Annotated in this window: 19 protein-coding genes; 9 read left to right on the top strand and 10 right to left on the bottom strand. The window is 67.7% G+C overall.

Going from position 1 to position 19,825, the window contains the following annotated elements; all coding sequences use genetic code 11:
- Nucleotides 1-25 precede the first annotated feature (25 nt).
- Both HHAL_RS00640 and pepN read right to left on the bottom strand, forming a co-directional pair.
- On the bottom strand, nucleotides 26-2,146 hold the full coding sequence (locus tag HHAL_RS00640) for a carboxy terminal-processing peptidase (RefSeq protein ID WP_011812938.1): 2,121 nt from the start codon (nucleotides 2,144-2,146) through the stop codon (nucleotides 26-28).
- Between the two features lie 50 nt (nucleotides 2,147-2,196).
- Nucleotides 2,197-4,830 carry an aminopeptidase N gene (gene pepN, locus HHAL_RS00635; RefSeq protein WP_041594985.1) on the bottom strand — a complete coding sequence of 878 codons (2,634 nt, stop codon included), beginning with the start codon at nucleotides 4,828-4,830 and terminating at the stop codon, nucleotides 2,197-2,199.
- A gap of 102 nt (nucleotides 4,831-4,932) precedes the next feature.
- Between pepN and HHAL_RS00630 the strand changes: the two genes are divergently transcribed.
- Nucleotides 4,933-5,784 carry an alpha/beta hydrolase gene (locus HHAL_RS00630; RefSeq protein WP_011812936.1) on the top strand — a complete coding sequence of 284 codons (852 nt, stop codon included), beginning with the start codon at nucleotides 4,933-4,935 and terminating at the stop codon, nucleotides 5,782-5,784.
- 218 nt (nucleotides 5,785-6,002) lie between these two features.
- Nucleotides 6,003-6,311: a c-type cytochrome gene (locus HHAL_RS12370; RefSeq protein ID WP_011812935.1), complete on the top strand. Its 309-nt coding sequence runs from the start codon at nucleotides 6,003-6,005 to the stop codon at nucleotides 6,309-6,311.
- A 53-nt stretch (nucleotides 6,312-6,364) separates the two neighbouring features.
- Here HHAL_RS12370 and HHAL_RS00620 read toward each other — a convergent pair whose 3' ends face one another.
- The gene (locus HHAL_RS00620) at nucleotides 6,365-7,495 is read right to left on the bottom strand and encodes a ChaN family lipoprotein (RefSeq protein WP_011812934.1); all 1,131 of its coding nucleotides are present in this window, start codon (nucleotides 7,493-7,495) and stop codon (nucleotides 6,365-6,367) included.
- Between the two features lie 176 nt (nucleotides 7,496-7,671).
- Here HHAL_RS00620 and lipA point away from each other — a divergent pair, with 176 nt between their 5' ends.
- Genes lipA through HHAL_RS00605 form a run of 3 tightly spaced genes read left to right on the top strand, consistent with a single transcriptional unit; the run spans nucleotide 7,672 to nucleotide 10,357 of the window.
- Nucleotides 7,672-8,676 (top strand): lipoyl synthase, encoded by a 1,005-nt coding sequence (lipA, locus tag HHAL_RS00615; RefSeq protein ID WP_011812933.1) that lies wholly within the window; start codon nucleotides 7,672-7,674, stop codon nucleotides 8,674-8,676.
- Nucleotides 8,677-8,683: 7 nt separating this feature from the next.
- Nucleotides 8,684-9,289, top strand: coding sequence for an NUDIX hydrolase (locus HHAL_RS00610; protein ID WP_011812932.1), 606 nt, complete (start codon nucleotides 8,684-8,686; stop codon nucleotides 9,287-9,289).
- A 57-nt stretch (nucleotides 9,290-9,346) separates the two neighbouring features.
- Nucleotides 9,347-10,357: a L,D-transpeptidase family protein gene (locus HHAL_RS00605; RefSeq protein WP_244857309.1), complete on the top strand. Its 1,011-nt coding sequence runs from the start codon at nucleotides 9,347-9,349 to the stop codon at nucleotides 10,355-10,357.
- Nucleotides 10,358-10,453: 96 nt separating this feature from the next.
- Here HHAL_RS00605 and HHAL_RS00600 read toward each other — a convergent pair whose 3' ends face one another.
- From HHAL_RS00600 to HHAL_RS00590, 3 genes are read right to left on the bottom strand one after another with little or no spacing between them, the layout of a single operon-like run.
- Nucleotides 10,454-10,753, bottom strand: coding sequence for an Lpp/OprI family alanine-zipper lipoprotein (locus HHAL_RS00600; protein ID WP_011812930.1), 300 nt, complete (start codon nucleotides 10,751-10,753; stop codon nucleotides 10,454-10,456).
- Between the two features lie 55 nt (nucleotides 10,754-10,808).
- Nucleotides 10,809-11,396 carry a L,D-transpeptidase family protein gene (locus HHAL_RS00595; protein ID WP_011812929.1) on the bottom strand — a complete coding sequence of 196 codons (588 nt, stop codon included), beginning with the start codon at nucleotides 11,394-11,396 and terminating at the stop codon, nucleotides 10,809-10,811.
- Entirely contained in the window at nucleotides 11,393-11,647 is a 255-nt protein-coding gene (locus HHAL_RS00590) for a glutaredoxin family protein (RefSeq protein WP_011812928.1), read from the bottom strand. The genes HHAL_RS00595 and HHAL_RS00590 overlap by 4 nt, the downstream gene beginning before the upstream one ends.
- A gap of 97 nt (nucleotides 11,648-11,744) precedes the next feature.
- Here HHAL_RS00590 and dusA point away from each other — a divergent pair, with 97 nt between their 5' ends.
- Nucleotides 11,745-12,731 carry a tRNA dihydrouridine(20/20a) synthase DusA gene (gene dusA / locus HHAL_RS00585; RefSeq protein ID WP_011812927.1) on the top strand — a complete coding sequence of 329 codons (987 nt, stop codon included), beginning with the start codon at nucleotides 11,745-11,747 and terminating at the stop codon, nucleotides 12,729-12,731.
- Between the two features lie 25 nt (nucleotides 12,732-12,756).
- On the opposite strand, the gene HHAL_RS00580 is transcribed toward dusA, so the two are convergent.
- Nucleotides 12,757-13,485: a UDP-2,3-diacylglucosamine diphosphatase gene (locus HHAL_RS00580; RefSeq protein ID WP_011812926.1), complete on the bottom strand. Its 729-nt coding sequence runs from the start codon at nucleotides 13,483-13,485 to the stop codon at nucleotides 12,757-12,759.
- Between the two features lie 114 nt (nucleotides 13,486-13,599).
- Between HHAL_RS00580 and gltX the strand changes: the two genes are divergently transcribed.
- Genes gltX through HHAL_RS00565 form a run of 3 tightly spaced genes read left to right on the top strand, consistent with a single transcriptional unit; the run spans nucleotide 13,600 to nucleotide 16,854 of the window.
- Complete coding sequence (gene gltX / locus HHAL_RS00575; protein WP_011812925.1) at nucleotides 13,600-15,033, top strand: glutamate--tRNA ligase; 1,434 nt, start codon at nucleotides 13,600-13,602, stop codon at nucleotides 15,031-15,033.
- Entirely contained in the window at nucleotides 15,033-16,412 is a 1,380-nt protein-coding gene (cysS, locus tag HHAL_RS00570) for a cysteine--tRNA ligase (RefSeq protein ID WP_011812924.1), read from the top strand. Before gltX ends, cysS begins: the two co-directional genes overlap by 1 nt.
- Before the next feature lie 13 nt (nucleotides 16,413-16,425).
- Nucleotides 16,426-16,854 (top strand): DUF2802 domain-containing protein, encoded by a 429-nt coding sequence (locus tag HHAL_RS00565; protein ID WP_041594984.1) that lies wholly within the window; start codon nucleotides 16,426-16,428, stop codon nucleotides 16,852-16,854.
- Here HHAL_RS00565 and HHAL_RS00560 read toward each other — a convergent pair.
- The 3 genes from HHAL_RS00560 to HHAL_RS00550 all read right to left on the bottom strand — a co-directional run bounded on the left by HHAL_RS00560 (nucleotide 16,815) and on the right by HHAL_RS00550 (nucleotide 19,723).
- Nucleotides 16,815-17,084, bottom strand: coding sequence for a hypothetical protein (locus HHAL_RS00560; protein ID WP_011812923.1), 270 nt, complete (start codon nucleotides 17,082-17,084; stop codon nucleotides 16,815-16,817). The genes HHAL_RS00565 and HHAL_RS00560 overlap by 40 nt on opposite strands.
- Nucleotides 17,071-18,105, bottom strand: a complete 1,035-nt coding sequence (fliK, locus tag HHAL_RS00555) for a flagellar hook-length control protein FliK (RefSeq protein WP_041594983.1) — start codon at nucleotides 18,103-18,105, stop codon at nucleotides 17,071-17,073. The genes HHAL_RS00560 and fliK overlap by 14 nt, the downstream gene beginning before the upstream one ends.
- A 94-nt stretch (nucleotides 18,106-18,199) precedes the next feature.
- On the bottom strand, nucleotides 18,200-19,723 hold the full coding sequence (locus HHAL_RS00550) for an SPOR domain-containing protein (RefSeq protein WP_011812921.1): 1,524 nt from the start codon (nucleotides 19,721-19,723) through the stop codon (nucleotides 18,200-18,202).
- Between the last annotated feature and the right edge of the window lie 102 nt (nucleotides 19,724-19,825).

The raw sequence follows: 19,825 nt of genomic DNA, 5'->3' as shown, positions 1-19,825 counted from the left end.
GGCCGGCCCCCACCCCGACGCGACGTCAGCCTTCCTTGCGAGCCTCGGCGGTGAGTACCTCGTCGCCGGCCTCCCGCAGGAGCTGTGCGAAGTCGGCAATGATCGCCGCACTGGCATCGAGCAGGGCGTCCGGTAGGTCATCGGCGTCGACGTCGGCGTAGCTCTCCACCGGATCCTTGCCGTGGGCTCGGCGCCGATCGTTGTGCAGCTCCAGCAGCCGTTCCTCGCGGGCCTTCTGCTCCTCCTGCCGGGTCGTTTTGCTCAGGGCGACCGTGGTGTCCTCGCGGATCTCCCGTTGGGCCTCCAATTTTCGCTCCAGGGCCCGGAAGGTCTCGGTCTCCTCCATCCGTGCCTCGTGCCGGCGGGCCAGTTCGTCGATGATGGTCTCCAGCTCGTACTGAACGGTGATGTCGAGCCCGTCGATCTGGGTGGCCGGCAGCGGATTCCGGGTGGCCCGTTCGCCGAACTCCTCGTGGCTGAACTCAGACGGCAGGTGGATATCCGGTTTTACGCCCTCGAGCTGGGTGCTCTCTCCGGTCACCCGGTAGAACTGGGCGAGGGTCAGCTTGAGCTGACCGGAACGCTCCTCTCCGGGGATGGCGTAATTGTCCAGGCCGATCATCTGCTGCACCGTGCCCTTGCCGAAGGTCTGATCGCCGAGCACGATCCCGCGCCCGTAATCCTTGATCGCGGCCGCGAAGATCTCGGAGGCCGATGCGCTGCGTCGATCCACCAGCACCCCCAACGGGCCGTCGTAAGCCGGATCGCCGCTGGACTCGCCGACTTGCTCCGGGTGGCCGCGGGAGTCGCGGACCTGCACCGCCGGCCCGCCGCCGGTGAACAGGGCGGTCAGGGCGGTGGCCTCGCGCAGGGCCCCGCCGGAGTTGCCGCGCAGGTCAATCAGCAGTCCGTCGACCCCGTCCTCGAGCAGTTCGCCGAGCAGGCGCTCGACGTCCCGCGTGGTGCTGCGGAAGTCGTCCTGCCCGGAGTGGGCCGCCTCAAAGTCGCGGTAGAACTTGGGGATCGTGATCACGCCGATACGCTTCTGCTCACCCTCGGCGTTGGTCTTCTCGATGACCTCCTTACGGGCGGCCTGGTCTTCCAGGTCGACCTTGTTGCGGACCAGGCGTACCTCCCGCGGTGAACTCTCGCTGGCGCCGGCGGGCGGCAGCACGTTGAGTCGGACCACGGACTCCTTCGGGCCGCGAATCATGTCCACGATCTCGTCCAGCCGCCACCCGACGACGTCTTTCATCTCCCCGTCATCGCCGTCGGCGACGCCGATGATGCGCTCGCCCTCGCGCAATTCACCGGACTGCTCGGCAGGTCCGCCGGGGATGAGTTCGACGATCTCGGTGAAGTCCTGATCCATGGTCAGCTTGGCCCCGATCCCCTCGAGCTGCAGCGACATCTGCATGTCGAACTCCTCGGAGCGCTGCGGCGAGAGGAAGGTGCTGTGCGGGTCGTAGGCCGCCGCCCAGGCACTGAGGAACTGATCCATGATGTCCTTGTTTTCCGCGTCCACGGCCCGGTCGCGCAGCGTGGTGTACCGCCGTTCGAGGTTGTCGCGGATCTCCTCGGTGCTGCGCTCGGCCAGCTCCAGGGTCAGTGCGTCGTGGGTCACGCGCTGCCGCCAGAGCTCGTCGAGGGCCTCACGGTCGGCGGCCCATTCGGCTTCACTGCGGTCTTGTTCGAAGCGGCCTTCGCCGTCGAAGCCGAACCCTTCCTCGAGAAGGGCCAGAGCGAATTCCGTCTGCTCGGCGACCCGGTCGCGATAGCGGGCGTGGAGGTCGTAGGCGGCCTCCAGGATTGCGTCGCCCTGGCCGGGGTCGAGCTCGCTCATGCGCTCGCGGAACGCCTCGACATCCTCCTTCAGAAGAAAGAAGCGGCCGTGGTCGAGCTGCTTGAGGTACGTCTCGGTGGCCTGCTCCATGAGCTGCTCGTCGGACTCGGGGCCACCGTAGTGGTAGCGCTGGAGCAGGTCGCCGACGACGCGCGCCTTCTCGAATTCGGTCTGTCCGGGTACTGCGCCATTCTCACCCGCGGTCGCCGGGGCGGCACCCGGCGCTCCGGGGAGTGGTGCCACGGAGGAAAAGGCCAGGCCGAGAGCCAGTACGGGGGTCCACAACAGGTGACTACGGGCCAAAATGCGCCTCCAATACAGGTGTTCGATTAACGCGAGGCTCTTTCCTCACTTTAGCTCATCGCCCCCAGGCTTTTGGAAGCGACCTCGTACACATCCTTCGACAGCGCATCGCGCTCAAGGATCCGTTCGAGTTGCTCGCGCATGGCGTGGCGACGGCTCGCGTTGTAGCGGCGCCACTGGGCCAGGGGTGCCAGCAGCCGGGCGGCGAGCTGGGGGTTGTTCGGGTCGAGGCGAAGGACGTGCTCGCCGAGGAGGCGATAACCGCTGCCGTCCGGGCTGTGGAAGTGGGCCGGGTTGCCCTGGGCAAACGCGCCCAGTAGGGCGCGGGCCCGGTTTGGGTTGTCCAGCGTGAAGTCCGGGTGCTCGGTGAGCTGATGGACCCGGTAAACGGTGTCCGGCCGGTCGGCCAGCGCCTGGGTCCGGAACCACTTATCGACTACGAGCGGTTCATCGGACCAGCGCTGATAGAAGGCGTCTACCGCTTGCTCGGCCTCGGCCCGAGGACTGTCCGCGAGCACCGCCAGCGCGGCGAGTCGATCGGTGAGATTGTCGCTGCGTTCGAGTTGCTCGAGTGCCCGGCTCAGGTGGCGCTCCGAGCCGGCGTTCAGGTAGCCGAGGGCCAGGTTGCGCAGGCGGCGCCGGGCGACCTCATCGGGCTCGTAGTGCCACGGGCCGCTGTGCTGACTGTGCAGGATCAGCCAGTGGCCCTCGAGTGCCTCGCCCAGAATGGCCCGGACCCGCTGGCGGGCGTCGTGGATCGCCTGGGGGTCCACGACGTCCATCTGCTCGGCGAGGTAGGTCTCGCCGGGCAGGGTCAGCGCTTCGGCGACCAGGGCGGGGTCGGTGTCGGGCGCTTCCAGAGAGGCGCGGAACGCCTCCTCAAGCCGTTCAATGCCGTCCGGGCGTGGGGTGCCCTGCGCCTCATCGAGGAGGACGCGCAGCGCCAGTTGCTGTCCCGCTTCCCAGCGTGCGAATGGGTCGGAGTCGTGGGCGAGCAGGAAGCCGAGGTCGTCATCGGTGTACGGATAGTGCAGCTTGACCGGTGCCGAGAACCCCCGCAGCAGCGAGGGCACGGGGCGTTCCGGGCACTGCTCAAAGACAAAGTGCTGCTCGGGCTCGCGTAGTTCGAGGACGCGGGTGTGGGCGTGGGCAGTGGACTCGTCCGGTCGACGGGCGGCGAGCGGTCTGCCGTCTCGGCCGAGCAGCCCGACGGCCAGCGGGATGTGCATCGGATCCTTGTGAGGCTGGCCGGGGCTGGCCGGCAGGGACTGCCGGCAGATCAGGGTGTAGGTGTTGTGCTCCGCGTCGTAGTGGTCTTCGACCTCGATCCGCGGAGTGCCCGCCTGGGTGTACCACAGTGCGAATTGCTGCAGATCCAGCCCGCCGGCCTCCTCCATGGCGGCGAGGAAATCCTCGATGGTGGCGGCCTCTCCGTCGTGGCGTTGCAGGTAGCGCTGGACCCCGCGTCGAAAGGCATCGTCGCCGAGCAACGTGTGGTACATGCGGATGACTTCAGCGCCTTTGGCGTAGACGGTTGCGGTGTAGAAGTTGTTGATCTCCACGTAGGAGTCGGGGCGGACCGGATGGCTCATGGGGCCAGCGTCCTCGGGGAACTGGGCCGTGCGCAGCAGACGGACCTGGCCGATGCGTTGGACGGCCTCCGAGCCCATGGCCTCGGCGAACTGGTGCTCGCGGAAGACGGTCAGACCCTCCTTGAGGGAGAGCTGGAACCAGTCGCGGCAAGTGACCCGGTTGCCGGTCCAATTGTGGAAGTACTCGTGGCCGATGACCGCCTCGATGTTCTCGTAATCGGCGTCGGTGGCGGTGTCGGGGCTGGCCAGGACGAACTGCGTGTTGAAGACATTCAGCCCCTTGTTTTCCATGGCGCCCATGTTGAAGTCGCCGACGGCGACGACCATGTAGGTGTCCAGGTCGTACTCCAGGCCGTAGTGGGTCTCGTCCCAGCGCATGGCCCGCTGCAGGGCAGCCAAGGCGTGCTCGGTGCGTCCGGCGTTTTCGGGCTCGACATAGAAGTGCAGGGCGACCTCGCGTCCCGAGGCGGTCACGAAGGTGGCCTCCTGACAGGCCAGGTCGCCGGCGACCAGGGCGAACAAGTACGACGGCTTGGGGAAGGGGTCGTGCCAGACGGCGTAGTGGCGCTCCGCGTCGAGCGCACCCCGGTCGATGCAATCCCCATTGGATAGCAGTACCGGACAGGTGGCGCGGTCGGCGACCACCGTGGTGGTGAACGGGGCCAGCACGTCCGGGCGGTCGGGGTAGGGCGTGATGCGACGGAACCCTTCCGCTTCGCACTGGGTGCAGAACATACCGCCGGAGCGATACAGACCGGAGAGGGCCGTGTTGGCTGCCGGGTCGAAGCGGCTGACCGACTCCACCCGACAGCGCTGCGGGACATCATGGAGGACGATCGTGCCCTGTTCGTCGCGCAGCGTGCTCGGCTCCAGCTCGGCGCCGTCCAGGGTCAGCGACTCCAGATCCAGGAATTCGGCGTCCAGGCGCAGGGGGGCGTCGTTGTCGGCAGCCGGGTTGCGGTGCAGATCCAGAGTGGCATCCACCTGGGCGGTGCCGCCGCTGAGGTCGACGCGGAGGTGGATGCGTTCGACGAGGAAGGCTGGCGGCTGGTAGTCGCGCAGGCGGATGGTCTGCGGTCGGGATGCACTCATGGGGGCGCTCGAGTTGAATATAGTGTGGTGATCGGTGTGGAATAAGCAGCTTACCTGATCCGGGCACCCTGAGCACATGGGGCGCTCAACGCGGGAGGCTGAATGTACGCAACTTTCGGGGGGATTGGAGGCGGCGGCCGGGAGGCGGGGCTGGAGGTGATCCAGTACTCCGGCTCCGGTGGCGATGGGACCGCGGATGCCGCGCCGCCGTTACTGTTCATCCACGGCGCCTTCACCGGCGCCTGGTGCTGGGAAGTCCACTACCTCCCACACTTCGCCGGCCTGGGGCACGAGGCTCATGCGCTTAGTCTGCGTGGCCACGGGGCCAGTGCTGGTCGGGAGGCCCTCAACTCGGCCTCGCTGAGCCACTACGTCGATGACGTGGCCGAGGCCGTCGAGTCGCTGCCGCGTCCTCCGGTGCTCATTGGCCACTCCATGGGTGGGTTGGTGGTAGACATCGCCCTGCGCCAGGGCGTACCGGCGGCAGGTGCGGTCCTGCTGGCCTCGGTCCCGCCAACCGGCCTGGCCCCCTCCGGGATGCAGATGATGCTCACCGAGCCGTGGTTGCTCTGGCAGATGGGCATGCTCCAGGGGTTCGGACCGGCCTGGGTCGATATGGACGAGGCCCGCCGGGCCCTGTTTGCCGAGGAGATGGAGCCCGAGGTGCTGCTCGATTACACCAGCCGTCTGCAGCCGGAGTCGCAGCTGGCGCTATTCGAGATGAGCTTCCCGCGTTGGCCGCGCTGGGGGGGCGTTTCGGTGCCGGTGGCGGTGATCGGTGCCGAAGAGGACGTGATCATCCCGCAGTGGATGGTGCGGACCACGGCGTGGCTGTACGGCGTCGAACCGCGTTGGATCCCCGGGGCCGGTCACGCCACCATGCTCGAGCCGGGCTGGCGCCGGGGCGCTGACTGCCTCGAGCAGGCCCTGGAAGAGATCACGATCTCGGTGTAGGCGCCGCGCTGAACAAGCGCTGATGGACTGTGGGCGATTTGTGGTACCGGTTTGCGACCGTATGGGATAGAATACGAGAGTAGCCTCATGGCGGTGTCTCCGGCCCGGTTGCCGAAGACACCCGAATACCTCCACAGGGTAATACCAACGGGCTATTCCGCGAACCTGATATGGGGACGCGAATAAGTATAAACGGGACGACCGAGGAGTAGCCGATCATGAAACGCACTGTTCTGGCCGTGGGTACCGCAACGGCGCTGATTTTTGGTGGAATGGGAGTGGCCCTCGCAGACGGCGAGTCCATCTACACCAACGGCACGTCGCCGACCTGTTCTTCCTGCCATGAGCGCGGAGTGGCTGGCGCGCCGAAACTCAACGCCCCGGAAGACTGGGAAGACCGGCCCTCCTCGGTGGATGAGCTGGTGGATAGCACCCTGTCGGGTAAAGGCGCTATGCCGGCTTACGAGAGCCGCGCCGACCGGGGGGATCTGGTCAAGGCCATCGAGTACATGCTCTCGACCCTTTGATCCGATCGGGGCGACCGGGCCGTGTGGCCCGGTCGCCGATTCGATCCCTGCGGTCACTCGGCAGGGAAGCGTGCGACCTTCTCCAGTTCATCCCCACCGCGCTCGATCCGTATCGGCAGCCAGGTGCCCGGCGCCTGTCGGCCAACGATCCGTTGCAGGTCGCTCGGGTGCTCGATCTTGGTTTCCGCCGCCTTGAGGATGCGGTCACCGGCGGCCAGTCCGGCCTCCTCGGCCGGGGTGTCGGCCATGACGTCGACGATGGTCACTTTCGAGTCCTCGTGCCCCATGGCGATGCCCAGGCGTGGCGGCTCGGTTCCGCGGCGCTCCGGCTCGAGGGCGAAGAGGAAGTCCGCCTGCCCGGCGTCCGGGCACTCGGCGGTGTGGTCGAGCGGCAGCAGGATGCGAACCCGTTCGTAGCCGAGGTCCTGGAGCTGGTGGGCGATCCCGTCGCCGTACTCGGCGTGGCCTCGGCCGACGATACCGACCACCGCCCCACCGTGCTGTTCGTAGGCGGCGGCCATCGACTCGGCCATGGCCCGATCCCAGAAGGTCTGCGCCTCGATAAATCGATCGACGGCCGTATCGTCGTCCTCCGCCCCGGGATGGTGGCGAAATACCCGCTGTAGACGATCCCGATAGCCATCGCTGGCCTCGGCCGGCTTGCTGACGGATTCCCGCTCGGCTTCATCCAGGGCGTCGAAGCCCTGCTCACGGACCGCCCGCACGGTGGCTCGGTCGACATTGAGGGCCTGGGCGGGTACGCGGTGGGTGCGAACGAAATCGAACAGCGGCATATAGAGTCCGGCATCGTAGCCCCAGACGCGCTGCCATTCGCTCGCTTCCAAAAACGCCTCGCGCGTCAGCTTGCCTGCACGCCAGTCCTCCAGGGGGGCCTGCTTGCTGCGTGGGAACATCTCGAAGCCGATCGCCGCCAGCTCGCCGCGCCCTTGCAGGGCTGCCAGGGTATGGAGTTGCCAGCGGTGGTGGGCGGCGTCGTCGTGGCGCTCGCCAAGCAGGATGAACTCAGCGCCGTCGAGGGCGTCGAGGACTTCCTGGGTGTTGAGGGTCCGTTCGGCGGCCGGTTCGTACCACTGGCCCGGATCGGCGCAGGGGCTGGCGAGGGCGCTCCCGGCGAGTAACAGGCCGGCGAACAAGACGGTGGTGCGCGGCAGGGGGTGGGGCATGGGGTCTCCCTCCTGTGGCCTTGAGTCCATCTTAGGGATCCGACACCGAAGGCGCGACCTTTAGCGGTCCAGCGCGGTCTTCGGTGTTGGATTCGGCAGGGGGCGGCTCGGCGCGTACAATAAATCCATGCCGGTTCACAATGCGGCGCAGTTTCGATTAAGGCGAAGGGTAGGGTATGTCCGAGTTCAAGGGGATTCCGGTGAGCAGCGGCAGCGTGGTCGAGCGCGATGGGGTGCGTACCATCAAGGACGGTGTTAAGCGCCGTGATGATGGCCAAGGGGCGGTGCGTCGGCGCAAGCCCCAGTGGCTCAAGGCCCGCGCGCCGGGCGGAGAGGGCTACCGAAGCGTGCGCGGCATTGTCCACGACCACCACCTGAGTACCGTGTGCGAGGAGTCCCACTGTCCCAACCTCGGGGAGTGCTGGAGTCACGGCACCGCCACCTTCATGGTGCTCGGGTCGGTCTGTACCCGTACCTGCCGTTTCTGCTCGGTGGATACCGGGAACCCCAAGGGGCGGCTGGATCCCCAAGAGCCGGAACACTGCGCCGAGTCAGTCCGTCTGATGGGGCTGCGGTACGTGGTGCTGACCTCGGTGGACCGGGATGATCTGCCCGATGGCGGCGCAGAGCACTACGCCCAGTGCGTCCGTGCGATCAAGGCCGATAATCCGGATACCGCCGTTGAGGCCCTGACGCCGGACTTTCGGGGCGACGAGGAGGCTGTGCGCACCGTGGTCGATTCCGGGTTGGAGGTCTTCGCCCACAACGTCGAGGTGGTCCGACGCCTGTCGCCGCAGGTGCGTGATCCGCGCGCCGGCTACGAGCAGAGCCTGGCGGTGCTTCAGGTGGCCAAGCGGTTGCGCCCCGGGGTGCTGACCAAGTCGAGTTTGATGGTCGGTCTCGGCGAGACCGACGCGGAAATCGACGAGGCGTTCGATGACCTGCTTCGGGCGGAGGTCGACATCGTCACCCTCGGGCAGTACCTGCAGCCGACCCGCAACCACCTCCCAGTGGAGCGTTTCGTGAGTCCCGACGAATTCGAGGCCCTTCGGCAAGAGGGGCTCAGGCGTGGGTTCCGCGAGGTTGTAGCTGGGCCGCTGGTGCGCTCGAGTTACCGCGCCGACCGGGTGCTGGAGGGGAACAACGTCGGCCTTCCCTCCGTCGGACCGGACGTTGGCTGACCTTGCCATGCCCCGCGCTGCGGCCGGAACGGCCTGCTGCCCGGAGGCCCTGCGGGCCCGACTGATGGGGCGGGCCTGGCCGGAGCGGGGGTGGCGCCGATCCCCCGGATCTCCGGTCCCAGCGGCGGTGCTGATCGCCCTGCTCGAACCGCAGGGTGCGTCGCGGATCCTTCTGACCCGGCGCGCCGGGGGGCTGCGCGATCACCCGGGGCAGGTGAGCTTCCCCGGTGGCCGAGTCGATCCCGGTGATCCGACGCCGGAGGCGACCGCCCTGCGCGAGGCCCACGAAGAGGTCGGCCTCGATCCGGGTGTGGTGCATATTCTGGGTCGGCTCGGTCGCTATCACACCGGGACCGGCTTTGTGATCCAGCCGGTGGTGGCGGCGGTGCGTGAGCCGGTTGCCTGGTCTCCCTGTGAGGGCGAAGTCGAGGCGGTCTTCGAGCTGCCGCTGGAGCGGCTCCGGGAGGGGCGGGTCGACGGCGAGGTCCGCGTGCCCGACCCCCTCGGTCGGGTCCAGCGCTTTCCAGCGATGATCCATCAGGAGCAGCTGATTTGGGGGGCGACAGCAGGTATGCTCTGGCAACTCCGAGAAGCATTACAGGGCATAGGCTAAATGGCAGGACGCATCGCGGGTGGCGTGGCGCGTTGGCGCGGCCCCACGTTTGGGGCTGTGTTACTGGTGTTCGGTGCCTGGCTGGTGCTGGCGGTACCAGCGGTCGCTGAGGACGCCTTGCCTCCCGAGCAGGCGGGCGACGGCGAAGAGGTGGACGAGGACGGCTTCGAGGAGCAGGAGTGGGATCGCGCCCTCCATCGTTTCGAGCTAGCGGAGGGGGTGGATGTGGTCGGTGAAGAGCAGACCGCTGAAGCGGGCGCCGATGACACCCTGCTGGACGTTGCCAAACGCTACGCCGTCGGTTATGAGCAGATCCGTATGGCCAATCCCGGCGTCGATACCTGGTTGCCGGGTGAGGGCGCTGAGATCCGTATTCCATCGCGCTACATCCTCCCGGATGCACCCCGAGAAGGCGTGGTCATCAATCTGGCCGAGATGCGCCTCTATCACTATCCGGAGGATGAGAACGTCGTCGAGGTATTTCCGGTTAGTATCGGCCGCATGGACTGGTCAACGCCGCTGGGGCGGACGGAGGTCACGGGGAAGATCCAGGATCCAGCTTGGTACCCGCCGGAGTCGATCCGCAAGCAGGCCGAGCAGCGGGGCGAGACCATGCCGCGCGAGGTTCCCCCGGGGCCGGACAATCCGTTGGGCCGGCACGCGATCCTGCTGGATATCAGTGGCTACCTGTTGCACGGGACAAACCGCCCCTGGGGCATCGGTATGCGGGCCACCCACGGGTGCATCCGTCTGCATCCGCGGGATATCGACTACCTTTACGACCAATTGGCGGTCGGGACCTCAGTGAAAATCGTGAATCAGCCGTTCCAGGCGGGGTGGTCTGCCGACGGGCTGCTCTATCTCCAGGCGTTTCCGTTCTTCGAGGAGGACGAACCGAAGCGGGCGGAGCGGGTTGAGCTGGCCGTGGAGAGTGTCGCCAGGGCCCTGGGGGACGCGGTCCACCGGGTGGATGGCGGCCAGGTCCGTGCGGCCGCCGATGAGCAGGACGGGCGGATCTACCGCGTCTCGCGCACCAATGCAGTCCCGCGGTGGGGGGCGGAGGAGTAGCGGGAGGTGGCGTCGTCCCGGAAACGAGAAAGCCCGGCGCAGGGCCGGGCTTTCTGGTATGCCGGGCGTCTAGTGTCGCCCCGTGTGACTCATCGCTTACTTCTGCATCGTCCGCTCGAACATGCGGTCGATCTTCTCCTCGTTGTCCTCAGCCTTGCGCAGGGCCTCCTCAGCGGTGCTGTGGGCCTCAGCCGCCTTCTCATCGGCGCCCTCGGCCGTATCGCGGGCGTCCTCGGCGATGGCGCGGGTCTCGTCCATCTCGGCGTAGAGGTCCTCCATCTCGCGATCGACGGCGGCACCGATCTCGTCTTCATCCACGGTGGCGCAGGCGGCGACCAGGCCAAAGGCGGCGCCGACGGCCGCAATCTTGGCAACAGACGCGAAACGTTGGGGCATGGAGCATCTCCTTGTGTTGTGAAAGTTTTTTTTGCGTCTCGCTGTCTCTTGAATGCTAGCGGATATAGACCCGTGTGCCAATGCCTACCAAGCTGGCTAGGGCCTCAATCTGGTCGTCCTCGAGGGCCACGCACCCATCTGTCCAGTTGACATTCCGGTGGAATTGGACGTCGCCGTCGCCGACACCGTGGATGCCGATGTGGCCGCCCAAAGCCGTCCCCTGAGGGGGGCGGCCCAGCCGGGCGAAGTCATCGAGGAATTCCAGGTATTCCTCCTGATTGATCGTCCCGGCATCGCGGGCCTTGCGGGCGTTTTCTAGGCTCGGGTAATCGAGACCGAGAAAAAGGTGGTATTCGCTCTGCTCATTGATCCGATTAATGCGGAATTTGCCCAAGGGGGTGGTGCGGTCTCCGCGCCGACGGGTTTCCGCCGTGCCGTAGCGGCCCACGGCAGGGTTTTCAAAATGCGCAAATGGGCGCTCCCCTTCGAAAACGGTCATCCGGTACGCCTCGGTATCCACCAGGACCCAGCGCTCCTCGTCTTCGGGCTCGAAGGGCAGGTCGTTCGGCGGCGCCTGCTGTGCCGCGACCAGACCGGGCGCAAGGCCCGCCAGGCACAGCAGCAGTGCCGCGATCCGGGTCACGTTGACATCCCTCCTTGTAGCCACTGGTGCAGATCGGCGGTGTCGAACGGCCAGAACAAGCGACTGCCGATCTGCTCGCTCTCCAGGAAGGGGATGCGTTCCTGAAGCTCGGGGGTATCGGGGAAGTGCTCGAGGACATCGGCCTCGTGCACTTGCAGGGCCGTATAGACCGCGTAGCGGTCGATCAGCTCCCGGGCCTCTTCACAGAGGTGGCAGCCGCTGGTGCCGTAGAGGGTCACGGATCGGGTCATGGAAGGTGTGTGGCGATAGGAGTCGTACCTTCGCGTATAATACGCAGCCCGTGGCACATGGCAAACCGTCGCTGTGCGATCGGAGAAGAGGGGATCAATGACCGAACAGCCGGGCGTTCACGGTCGCTTGAGCGTTGCTCCGATGATGGAGTGGACCACGCCGGCTGCGCGCTATTTCCTGCGCCTGTTGGCACCGCATGTGCGTCTCTACACCGAGATGGTGCCGGCCGTGGCGCTCTGGCATGGCGCTGCGGAGCGTTTCCTGCCGTTTCACCCTGCGGAGCACCCGGTCGCGGTGCAGTTTGGCGGCAGCGATCCCCAGGAGCTGGCCTACGCAGCGCGGCTCGCCGAGCAGTGGGGGTATGACGAGGTCAACCTCAACGTCGGCTGCCCCAGTGACCGTGTGCAGTCGGGGCGTTTCGGGGCGTGTCTGATGCTTGAGCCGTCGCGGGTCGCCGATTGCGTGGCCGCCATGCGGGCAGAGACGAACCTCCCGGTGACCGTCAAGTCGCGCATTGGTGTCGATGAACACGACAGCGAGTCGTTCCTCGACGCCTTCGTGGAGACTGTGGCTGCAGCCGGTTGCCGGACTTTCATCGTCCATGCCCGCAAGGCGTGGCTTGCCGGGCTCAGCCCCAAGGAGAACCGAGAGGTCCCGCCGCTCGATTATCAGCGGGTGCACCGGCTCAAGGCGCGACGGCCGGAGCTGGAGGTGGCGATCAACGGTGGGATCGCCGACACGGTGACGCTGCAGGAGCAGCTGCAGTGGGTCGACGGGGTGATGGTCGGCCGCGAGGCGTTCTCCAACCCCTACGCCCTGGCGCATTGGGATCGCCTGCTGTTCGGCGGCGAGCTACCTGAACGCCGGGGGGTCGTGGTGGCGTATCTGCCGTATGTCGAGGCACGCCGACGCGAGGGGGTGCCCATGAGTCAGCTGGTCAAAGTGCTCATGGGGCTGTTCAACGGCCTGCCCGGTGCCCGCGCCTGGCGGCGGACCCTGACCGAGGGCAGCCAGCAGCCGGGGGCCGGCCCCGAGGTCATCGAGCGGGCTCTGACGTGTGTGACCGCGGGGCAGGCGGCGTGATGATGACGGCGCCTGCCTCCGCGGGCTAGGCCTCGTGGGGCAAGGTCTCCAGCGTCCAGCGATCGGAATGGCAGCGCAGGACGCTGCCCTGATCGAACCAGTCGCCCACCACGAAGCGCTTCCCGGTCCCTGATGCGGTCTTGACATCGTGGATGCCTGGCCGGTGGGTGTGGCCGTGAATCAGCCAGCGGACGCCGTGATCGCGCATTGCGGTATCCACGGCCTCCGGGGTGACATCCATGATGGCCTCATCCAGCTGCTGGTTCCGCTTGGTACTGGCGCCGCGGGCTTGCCGGGCCTGGTCGAGGCGCTCTTCGATGGGCAGGGCGAGGAACTGCCGCTGCCATGCCGGATCCCGGACCATGGCGCGGAACTGCATGTATTCGGCGTCACCGGTGCACAGGCTGTCGCCGTGCATCATCAGGACGCGTTCGCCGTGGATGGTCACCACGCTCGGGTCCGGTAGAAGGTTGACCCCGCTGGCCGTGGCGAAGTCAGCGCCGAGCAGGAAGTCCCGATTGCCGTGCATGACGTGGATGGACGTGGTCGTCGCTGCGGCGCGCAGGGCCAGCAGGGTGGGGTCGTCGGCAGCGACCGAATCGTCGCCGATCCACGCCTCGAACAGGTCGCCGAGGATGTAGACGGCCTCGGCCTGCGGCGCTTCCTCTTCAAGGAAGCGCAGGAAAGTCTGTGTGGCGGCCGGGCGGCTGCGGTCCAGGTGCAGGTCGGCGATGACCAGAACGGGTCGGGGCATGGCGTCGGTCCGAATCGTGTGTCTTGGCGGAGCGATAGTCTCGCCCGAGGCGGCAGAACGGGCAAGGAGACGGGATGCCCCCGGAGACGGGCGACGCTGTTAAAATGCGCCGCCATGAACGAGATGACCGTTAAGACCCGCTTCGCACCGAGCCCGACCGGGGCCCTGCACCTCGGTAATCTCCGTACGGCGCTGTTCAACGCCCTGCTGGCCTATGGCCACGGCGGACGGTTCGTGCTGCGGATCGAGGATACCGACCGTGAACGCTACAGCCCCGAGGCGACCCGTTCGCTGATGGGCGATCTGCGCTGGCTGGGCCTGGATTGGCAGGAAGGGCCGGAGGTGGGCGGTCCAGCGCCGCCGTACCACCAGTTCGAGCGGGGCTTCCTCTACGACGCCTACTACCGCCAGCTCGAGGCGGAGGGGTGGGCCTACCCCTGCTTCTGCAGTGAGCGCGAGCTGGAAATGGCCCGCCGTGCCCAGCGTTCTGCCGGACAGCCGCCGCGTTACCCGGGGACCTGTGCGCGACTCACTGCCGAGGAGGTCGCGCGCAAGCGCGCCGAGGGGATGCAGCCGGCGCTGCGCTTTCGGGTGCCGAGCGGGGATGAGGTGCGCTTCGAGGATCGCATCCACGGGGAGCAGCGCTTTCGCACCGACGATATCGGCGATTTCATCATCCGCCGCGCCGACGGCACTGCCGCCTACCTGTTCACCAACGCCGTCGATGACGCCCTGATGGGGATCACCGACGTCCTGAGGGGCGACGACCATCTCACCAATACCCCGCGGCAGCTGCTGATCCTTCAGGCCCTGGGGCTCGCGGCGCCGCGTTACGGTCACATGGGTTTGATCACCGGGAACGACGGCGCGCCGCTGTCCAAACGCAACGGCAGCCGCTCGGTCGGGGAACTGGCTCGCGACGGCTACCTGCCCGAGGCGATGCTCAATTACCTGGCGCGTGTGGGCCACACCTGCGAGTCCGAGGCGCTGCTCGATCTCGCGGGCCTCGCCGAGGGGTTCGACCCGGCGCGTATTAGCACGGCGCCGTCGCGCTTTGATCCTGACCACCTGCGGCACTGGCAGGAGGAGGCCGTACACGGCAGCTCGGTGCGACGGCTGCGGCCGTGGATGGGAATCGACGCCCTGGTCCCCCCGGGATACGCCGAAGACCTGGTCAACGCGGTGCGGGGCAACGTGCGCTTCCCGGCGGAGGCCCGGGACTGGGCCAAGCGTGTCTTCGCCGGGCCGCCGGAACTCGACGCCGATGCCGAAGCCGCCATTGTCTCGGCTGGTGCCGAGTTCTTCGAGGCGGCGGCGGGGGCTGCCGAGGAGGGCTACACCCGTTTCAAGGGGCTGACCGAGGCAGTCAAGGAGCGCACCGGCGTCAAGGGCAAGCAACTCTTCATGCCGCTGCGCGCGGCACTCACCGGCCGATGTAGCGGTCCGGAGCTGCAGCCGGTGGTCGACCTGATGGGCGGTGAGCGGGTGGTCGAGCGTCTCAGGCGCGCCGCCACGCTCGCCGCCGAACAAGGCGCGCAGGGGGAGTGATGCTGAAGATCCACAACAGCCTGACCGGGGCGAAAGAGCCGTTCCAGCCCATCGAGCCGGGGCAAGTGCGGATCTACGTGTGCGGTATGACGGTCTACGATTTCTGCCACCTCGGGCACGCCCGGGCCCTGGTGGTCTTCGATGCGGTGGTGCGCTATCTGCGCTGGCTGGGTTACGAGGTGACCTATGTGCGCAACATCACCGACATCGACGACAAGATCATCCGCCGTGCTGCGGAAAACGGCGAGCCGATGACCGCCTTGACCGATCGCTTCATCCGGGCCATGCACGAGGACTGCTCGGCGCTGGGCGTCGAGCCGCCGGACCATGAGCCGCGGGCCACCGAGCGCCTCGAGTCCATGATCGCCCTGATCGAGGAGTTGATCGCCGGTGGCCACGCCTACGTCGGAGACAACGGCGACGTCTACTTCTCAGTGGCCAGTTTCCCGGAGTACGGCAAGCTCTCGGGGCGCCGGGTCGAGGAGCTGCGTTCCGGTTCGCGCATCGAGCCGGACGAGGCTAAGCACGATCCGGTGGATTTTGTCCTCTGGAAGGCTGCCAAGAGCGGCGAGCCGGCCTGGCCCTCGCCCTGGGGCGACGGCCGGCCCGGGTGGCACATCGAGTGCTCGGCCATGTCCCGCGATCTGCTCGGCAGCCATTTCGATATCCACGGCGGCGGGGTCGATCTGCAGTTCCCTCACCATGAGAACGAGATCGCCCAGAGTGAGTGCGCCAGCGGTCATCGCTTCGTCAACTACTGGATGCACAACGGTCACGTGCGCATCGACGATGAGAAGATGGCCAAGTCCCTGGGCAACTTCTTTACGGTGCGCGATGTTCTGGCCGAACATCCGGCCGAGGTCGTGCGCCTGTTCCTCCTCTCCAGCCACTACCGCAGCCCACTCAACTACACCGGCGACGCGCTGGACGAGGCCCGGGGGGGTCTGGAGCGGCTCTACAATGCCCTGCGCGGTCTGCCGGCGGCGGCCCCGGCTCGCAGTCAGGCGCGCGAGCGCTTCCGCGAGGCCATGGACGACGACTTCAACACCCGCGAGGCGCTGGCAGTGCTGTTCGATGGCGCCCGGGAGATCAACCGCCTGCGTGAGGCGGGGGATGCCTCGGGAGCGGCGTCCGCAGCGGCTGAGCTGCGTGAGCTCGGCGCGGTCCTGGGACTGCTTCAGCAGGACCCGGAGGCCTACCTGCGCGGCGATGTTGCCGATGCCGAGGCCGAGGAGATCGAGTCGCTGGTGGCGCAGCGAACCGCCGCGCGCAAGGCGAAGGATTTCGCCGAGGCCGATCGCATCCGCGATGAGCTCCAGGCGCGGGGGATCGAGCTGGAGGATACGCCGGAGGGAACCAAGTGGCGCCGCACCCGCTGATAAGGAGAGTCGCATGGCCTGGTTGATCGCCGCGGTGCTCGTGGTGGCCCTGGCCGTTGCCTTGGTGTTGGCGGGCTACGCTCTCCACCGTGTGCGGCAGGCCCTGGAGCGGGTGCACCAGGCCGAGCAGCGCATGGAGAGTATTGAGGCGACCACCCGTCAGATCCTCGAGCACTTCCGGGGGTTGTCCGCCGGGGCCGTCGGCCAGGGTGAGCACCTGGCGCGCCTGGAGCAGAATCTGGCCCGACTGCGGCGTCGTCTGGACCAGGTTGCCGCGGCCGGGGGCACGGACGGCAGCCGCTTCAACCAGGCGATCCGCATGGCGCGCAAGGGCGCGGCGGCGCAGGAGATTGCTGATACCTGCGAGATCAGCCAGGTGGAGGCGGATCTCGTGGTCCTACTTCACGGCCCGGGGCGCGGGGAGGGCGACCCCTCGGGGTGATCGGGCTGGCCGACGGCGGGGTGACCCCCGGCGTCCCGCTCGGTAGCCCAGGCGAACTCAAGCAGGGCCGCGATGGCCTCGGCAACCTCTGGGGACAACTCCGGCGCGCTCTCCAGGTTGGCCAGCGCTGCGGCCAGGTCCGGGTCGTCGGGTAAGGCGAAGCCCTGTGCGGATGCCTGCTCCAGAACGGCGCGGCCGAACTGGTCAGGCTCCAGGTCAGATCTGCTCATCAATGATCCCCGGGGTCGCGGTGGTCGTGGGGGCCGTCCCGTCGTAGGCGGGCCACCCGTGGTAGCACGTGATCGCGCCGGGCTCCAGGCCGGCGCCGCGGAGCCGTTCCTCCAGCCAGGGCAGGGCGCCCGCTAGTCGTTCGGCGCTGGAGCGGTCCTGGGCCCACCAGGTCAGGTCGGCCCGCCCATCGGCCAAGTGTAGCGATGCCGCGACGGGGCCGAGCCGCTCCAGCGTCAGGCGGGCTTCGATGGTCCACGCGGCCTGCCCCGGCGCTCCGGTGGCTGGCCGGACCCGCAACCGCAGGGCGTGGAGGGCGTCGCCGTCGCGAACGGGGAGATCGAAGGTCCAATCTGCTGTGCCTCGGGTGTGGAGGGCCCGGTGTGCCTGAATCGCCTGGATGCGCCAGAAGAAGGCCTCCAGCTGTTGCAGCAGGGCCCGCTCGGCCGGAGCGCCATCGGTGGCTGCTTGGTGCCGCGGGTCCAGGGGGTGGTGTCGGCGCAGCGAAGCAATCCAGGCGCTCAGTCGCCCCTTGAGGTCATCCCGTGTCTCTGCCCCAAGCGCCAGGCGGGCCTCCAGGCAGAGGCCAGCGCGGTTCAGGGTGGTTCGAACGCCGCTGGCCGAACTCAGCGCCTGGGCCGAGGGCAGGGTGGCCCAGAAGTTCTGGCACGCTGCGTGCAAAGTGATGGGCGAGGGGGTGCCCCGCGCAGCTGTGCGCAGGCTGGATACCAGCGACTCCGCGGTGGTCTGCCGGGGCGGGGCCTGGCGCAGGGTCGACTGCAGTGCCGGGCGCGGCCCAAGGTGGTGGGTCACCTGCAGCACGAGCGGGTGACCGACGCCGGCCACCCGCAGGCGCAGGCGGTCACCGTCGGCCACCGGAACATCCGCGCGGGCCGGCAGGCGGTGCTCGCCGAGGATCAGGACCAGCCCGGCGTTGGTCAGGCGGGCCCGGCCTTCCAGGGTGTCGCCCAGGCGCAGCGGCAAGTCGGGCCGGCCACTGGCCTCCGGGAATCGGATCCACACGGTAGGACGTTCGGTTGACATGTCAGGGAATTGACACCCAGGGTGCGTCAAAAAAATGTCGGGTCGTTACAGCCGTCACCGTGCTGACTGCGGGTTAGTCGTCGGTTACCAGGCCCTCTTCCACCGACTCAAAAGAGCGGACCCACGCCCCGCGCTCGGCGATCTCCTCGGGCAACGCCGCCAGGGCCGCGTGAGCGGCCTCGCGGTCCTCGTGGGAACCGTGCAGCAGCAGGAACCAGGGGTCGCCGTCTCCCCGCTCGGTGGAGACCACGTGGGTCGGATCGCCCAGGTCGTGTTGCTCCGCATAGCCCTCCAGGGTGGTGGGCTGGGAGGCCGCCAGTACCTGGATGGTGTAGCGATCCGCCTCCTCATTCAGGACCCAGGCCGCGCCGGCAGCCCAATCATCCTCATCCTGCTCCGCGGTCGGCGCGGCTTCCTCGTCCGCCTCATGGTCGATCGTCGGGGCGTCCTCGGTGGGTGAGGGCTCTTGGGCGGGGCCGGAAGGTATCTCGAGGAGTTGCAGGGTCTCGGTGGGCTGGTCCGGCGTGGAGGGGGTGTCCGCCTCCTCGTGGTCATCGCGGAAGCTGTAGCGCCCCGGCAACTCCAGCCCGAACGGGGTGTCGCTGGCCGGTTCGATCTCGTCGCTCTCCGCCGCTACCGTCTCCTCCTCGGGTTCCTCGAAATCTTCGATGGCGAGTTCATCCGTCGACGGTCCGCTCGGCAGCTGGTGGGCAATCAACCAGTACGTGCCAGCCACTGCCGCGGCGACACTGCTGACCCCCGCGAGAGCCCACCGGAGCCCTCGCCGGCCGGGGTGTGCCGGCAGTACGGGTCGGGGTGCCGGCGGCACCTCGCCGGGGTTGGCCAGGCGAGCGGTCAGGCGTCGATGCGCCTCTTCGTTGATGCGCTCCGGGTGTCCGCCCGAGCGGTGAAAGATCTCCCGAACCGTTTCGCGGTCAAAGAGGGCCTGCTCGGCGCCGGCGCTCCGGACGCGGTGGTCGAGATAGGCGGCCGTCTGCTCTTGGTCGAGTGGATACAGGGTCGTGGTGTGGAAGCGCTCGTCTGAGAGCGTCGCCGGGAGCTTCTGTAGCTCCCCCGGGTCGAGGGCCATGGCCAGGCTGAAGGCTTCGTCGTCCTGGCTGAGCTCGGCCCAGAGCTCGAGCAGTTCTTCGATGTGCCCGGGTGGCAGGGCGTCGACATCGTCCAGGAGCAGGGCGGGGCGGATGCCGCCGCGGCGTGCGCTGCGGACGTAGTTCAGGGCTTGTTCGCGGGTTCTGGATGCCTGCGCGCCTTCTTCGCTTTCAGCGGCGGCCACCAGAGCCCCCCACAGAGTGTCGAGACCGGCGTTGTGGCCATCGACCCGCTGCATGCTCAGGCCGGGGGGCTGCAGCGCCGCCAGGCGGCAGAGGAATGTGCTCTTACCCAGGCCCGCATCGCCGTTGATCAGCACGATGCGTTCGCCACTCTGCAGCAGGCTCAGCGTGACGTTCAGCTGAGTGACGCGAGCACTGTCCTCGAAGGGGGGCTCGGGGGTGCCGACGAACGGCTGCGCGGTGAGCCCGAGCCGGTACAGGGCCGCCTCGGGCAGAGTGAGCGGGGTGCCGGTTTGCGGAGCCATGCAGGACCTGGAGAACGCTCTTCGGCCAGTGTGCGGCCAGTCTAACAGAGCCGCCGTGATCGTCATGGGCGAAAGTGTTGACAGTCCCGTCAGGCACCCTTA

It is taken from the genome of Halorhodospira halophila SL1 (assembly GCF_000015585.1).
GTDB lineage: Bacteria > Pseudomonadota > Gammaproteobacteria > Nitrococcales > Halorhodospiraceae > Halorhodospira > Halorhodospira halophila.
This window is presented reverse-complemented; position numbering and strand designations above follow the sequence as displayed.

Coding starts and splice junctions, on each gene's coding strand:
- pepN (WP_041594985.1), bottom strand. CDS start 4,830: ATGAGTGCATCCCGACCGCAGACCATCCGCCTGCGCGACTACCAGCCG.
- HHAL_RS00630 (WP_011812936.1), top strand. CDS start 4,933: ATGTACGCAACTTTCGGGGGGATTGGAGGCGGCGGCCGGGAGGCGGGG.
- HHAL_RS12370 (WP_011812935.1), top strand. CDS start 6,003: ATGAAACGCACTGTTCTGGCCGTGGGTACCGCAACGGCGCTGATTTTT.
- HHAL_RS00620 (WP_011812934.1), bottom strand. CDS start 7,495: ATGCCCCACCCCCTGCCGCGCACCACCGTCTTGTTCGCCGGCCTGTTA.
- lipA (WP_011812933.1), top strand. CDS start 7,672: ATGTCCGAGTTCAAGGGGATTCCGGTGAGCAGCGGCAGCGTGGTCGAG.
- HHAL_RS00610 (WP_011812932.1), top strand. CDS start 8,684: ATGCCCCGCGCTGCGGCCGGAACGGCCTGCTGCCCGGAGGCCCTGCGG.
- HHAL_RS00600 (WP_011812930.1), bottom strand. CDS start 10,753: ATGCCCCAACGTTTCGCGTCTGTTGCCAAGATTGCGGCCGTCGGCGCC.
- HHAL_RS00590 (WP_011812928.1), bottom strand. CDS start 11,647: ATGACCCGATCCGTGACCCTCTACGGCACCAGCGGCTGCCACCTCTGT.
- dusA (WP_011812927.1), top strand. CDS start 11,745: ATGACCGAACAGCCGGGCGTTCACGGTCGCTTGAGCGTTGCTCCGATG.
- HHAL_RS00580 (WP_011812926.1), bottom strand. CDS start 13,485: ATGCCCCGACCCGTTCTGGTCATCGCCGACCTGCACCTGGACCGCAGC.
- gltX (WP_011812925.1), top strand. CDS start 13,600: ATGAACGAGATGACCGTTAAGACCCGCTTCGCACCGAGCCCGACCGGG.
- cysS (WP_011812924.1), top strand. CDS start 15,033: ATGCTGAAGATCCACAACAGCCTGACCGGGGCGAAAGAGCCGTTCCAG.
- HHAL_RS00565 (WP_041594984.1), top strand. CDS start 16,426: ATGGCCTGGTTGATCGCCGCGGTGCTCGTGGTGGCCCTGGCCGTTGCC.
- HHAL_RS00560 (WP_011812923.1), bottom strand. CDS start 17,084: ATGAGCAGATCTGACCTGGAGCCTGACCAGTTCGGCCGCGCCGTTCTG.
- HHAL_RS00550 (WP_011812921.1), bottom strand. CDS start 19,723: ATGGCTCCGCAAACCGGCACCCCGCTCACTCTGCCCGAGGCGGCCCTG.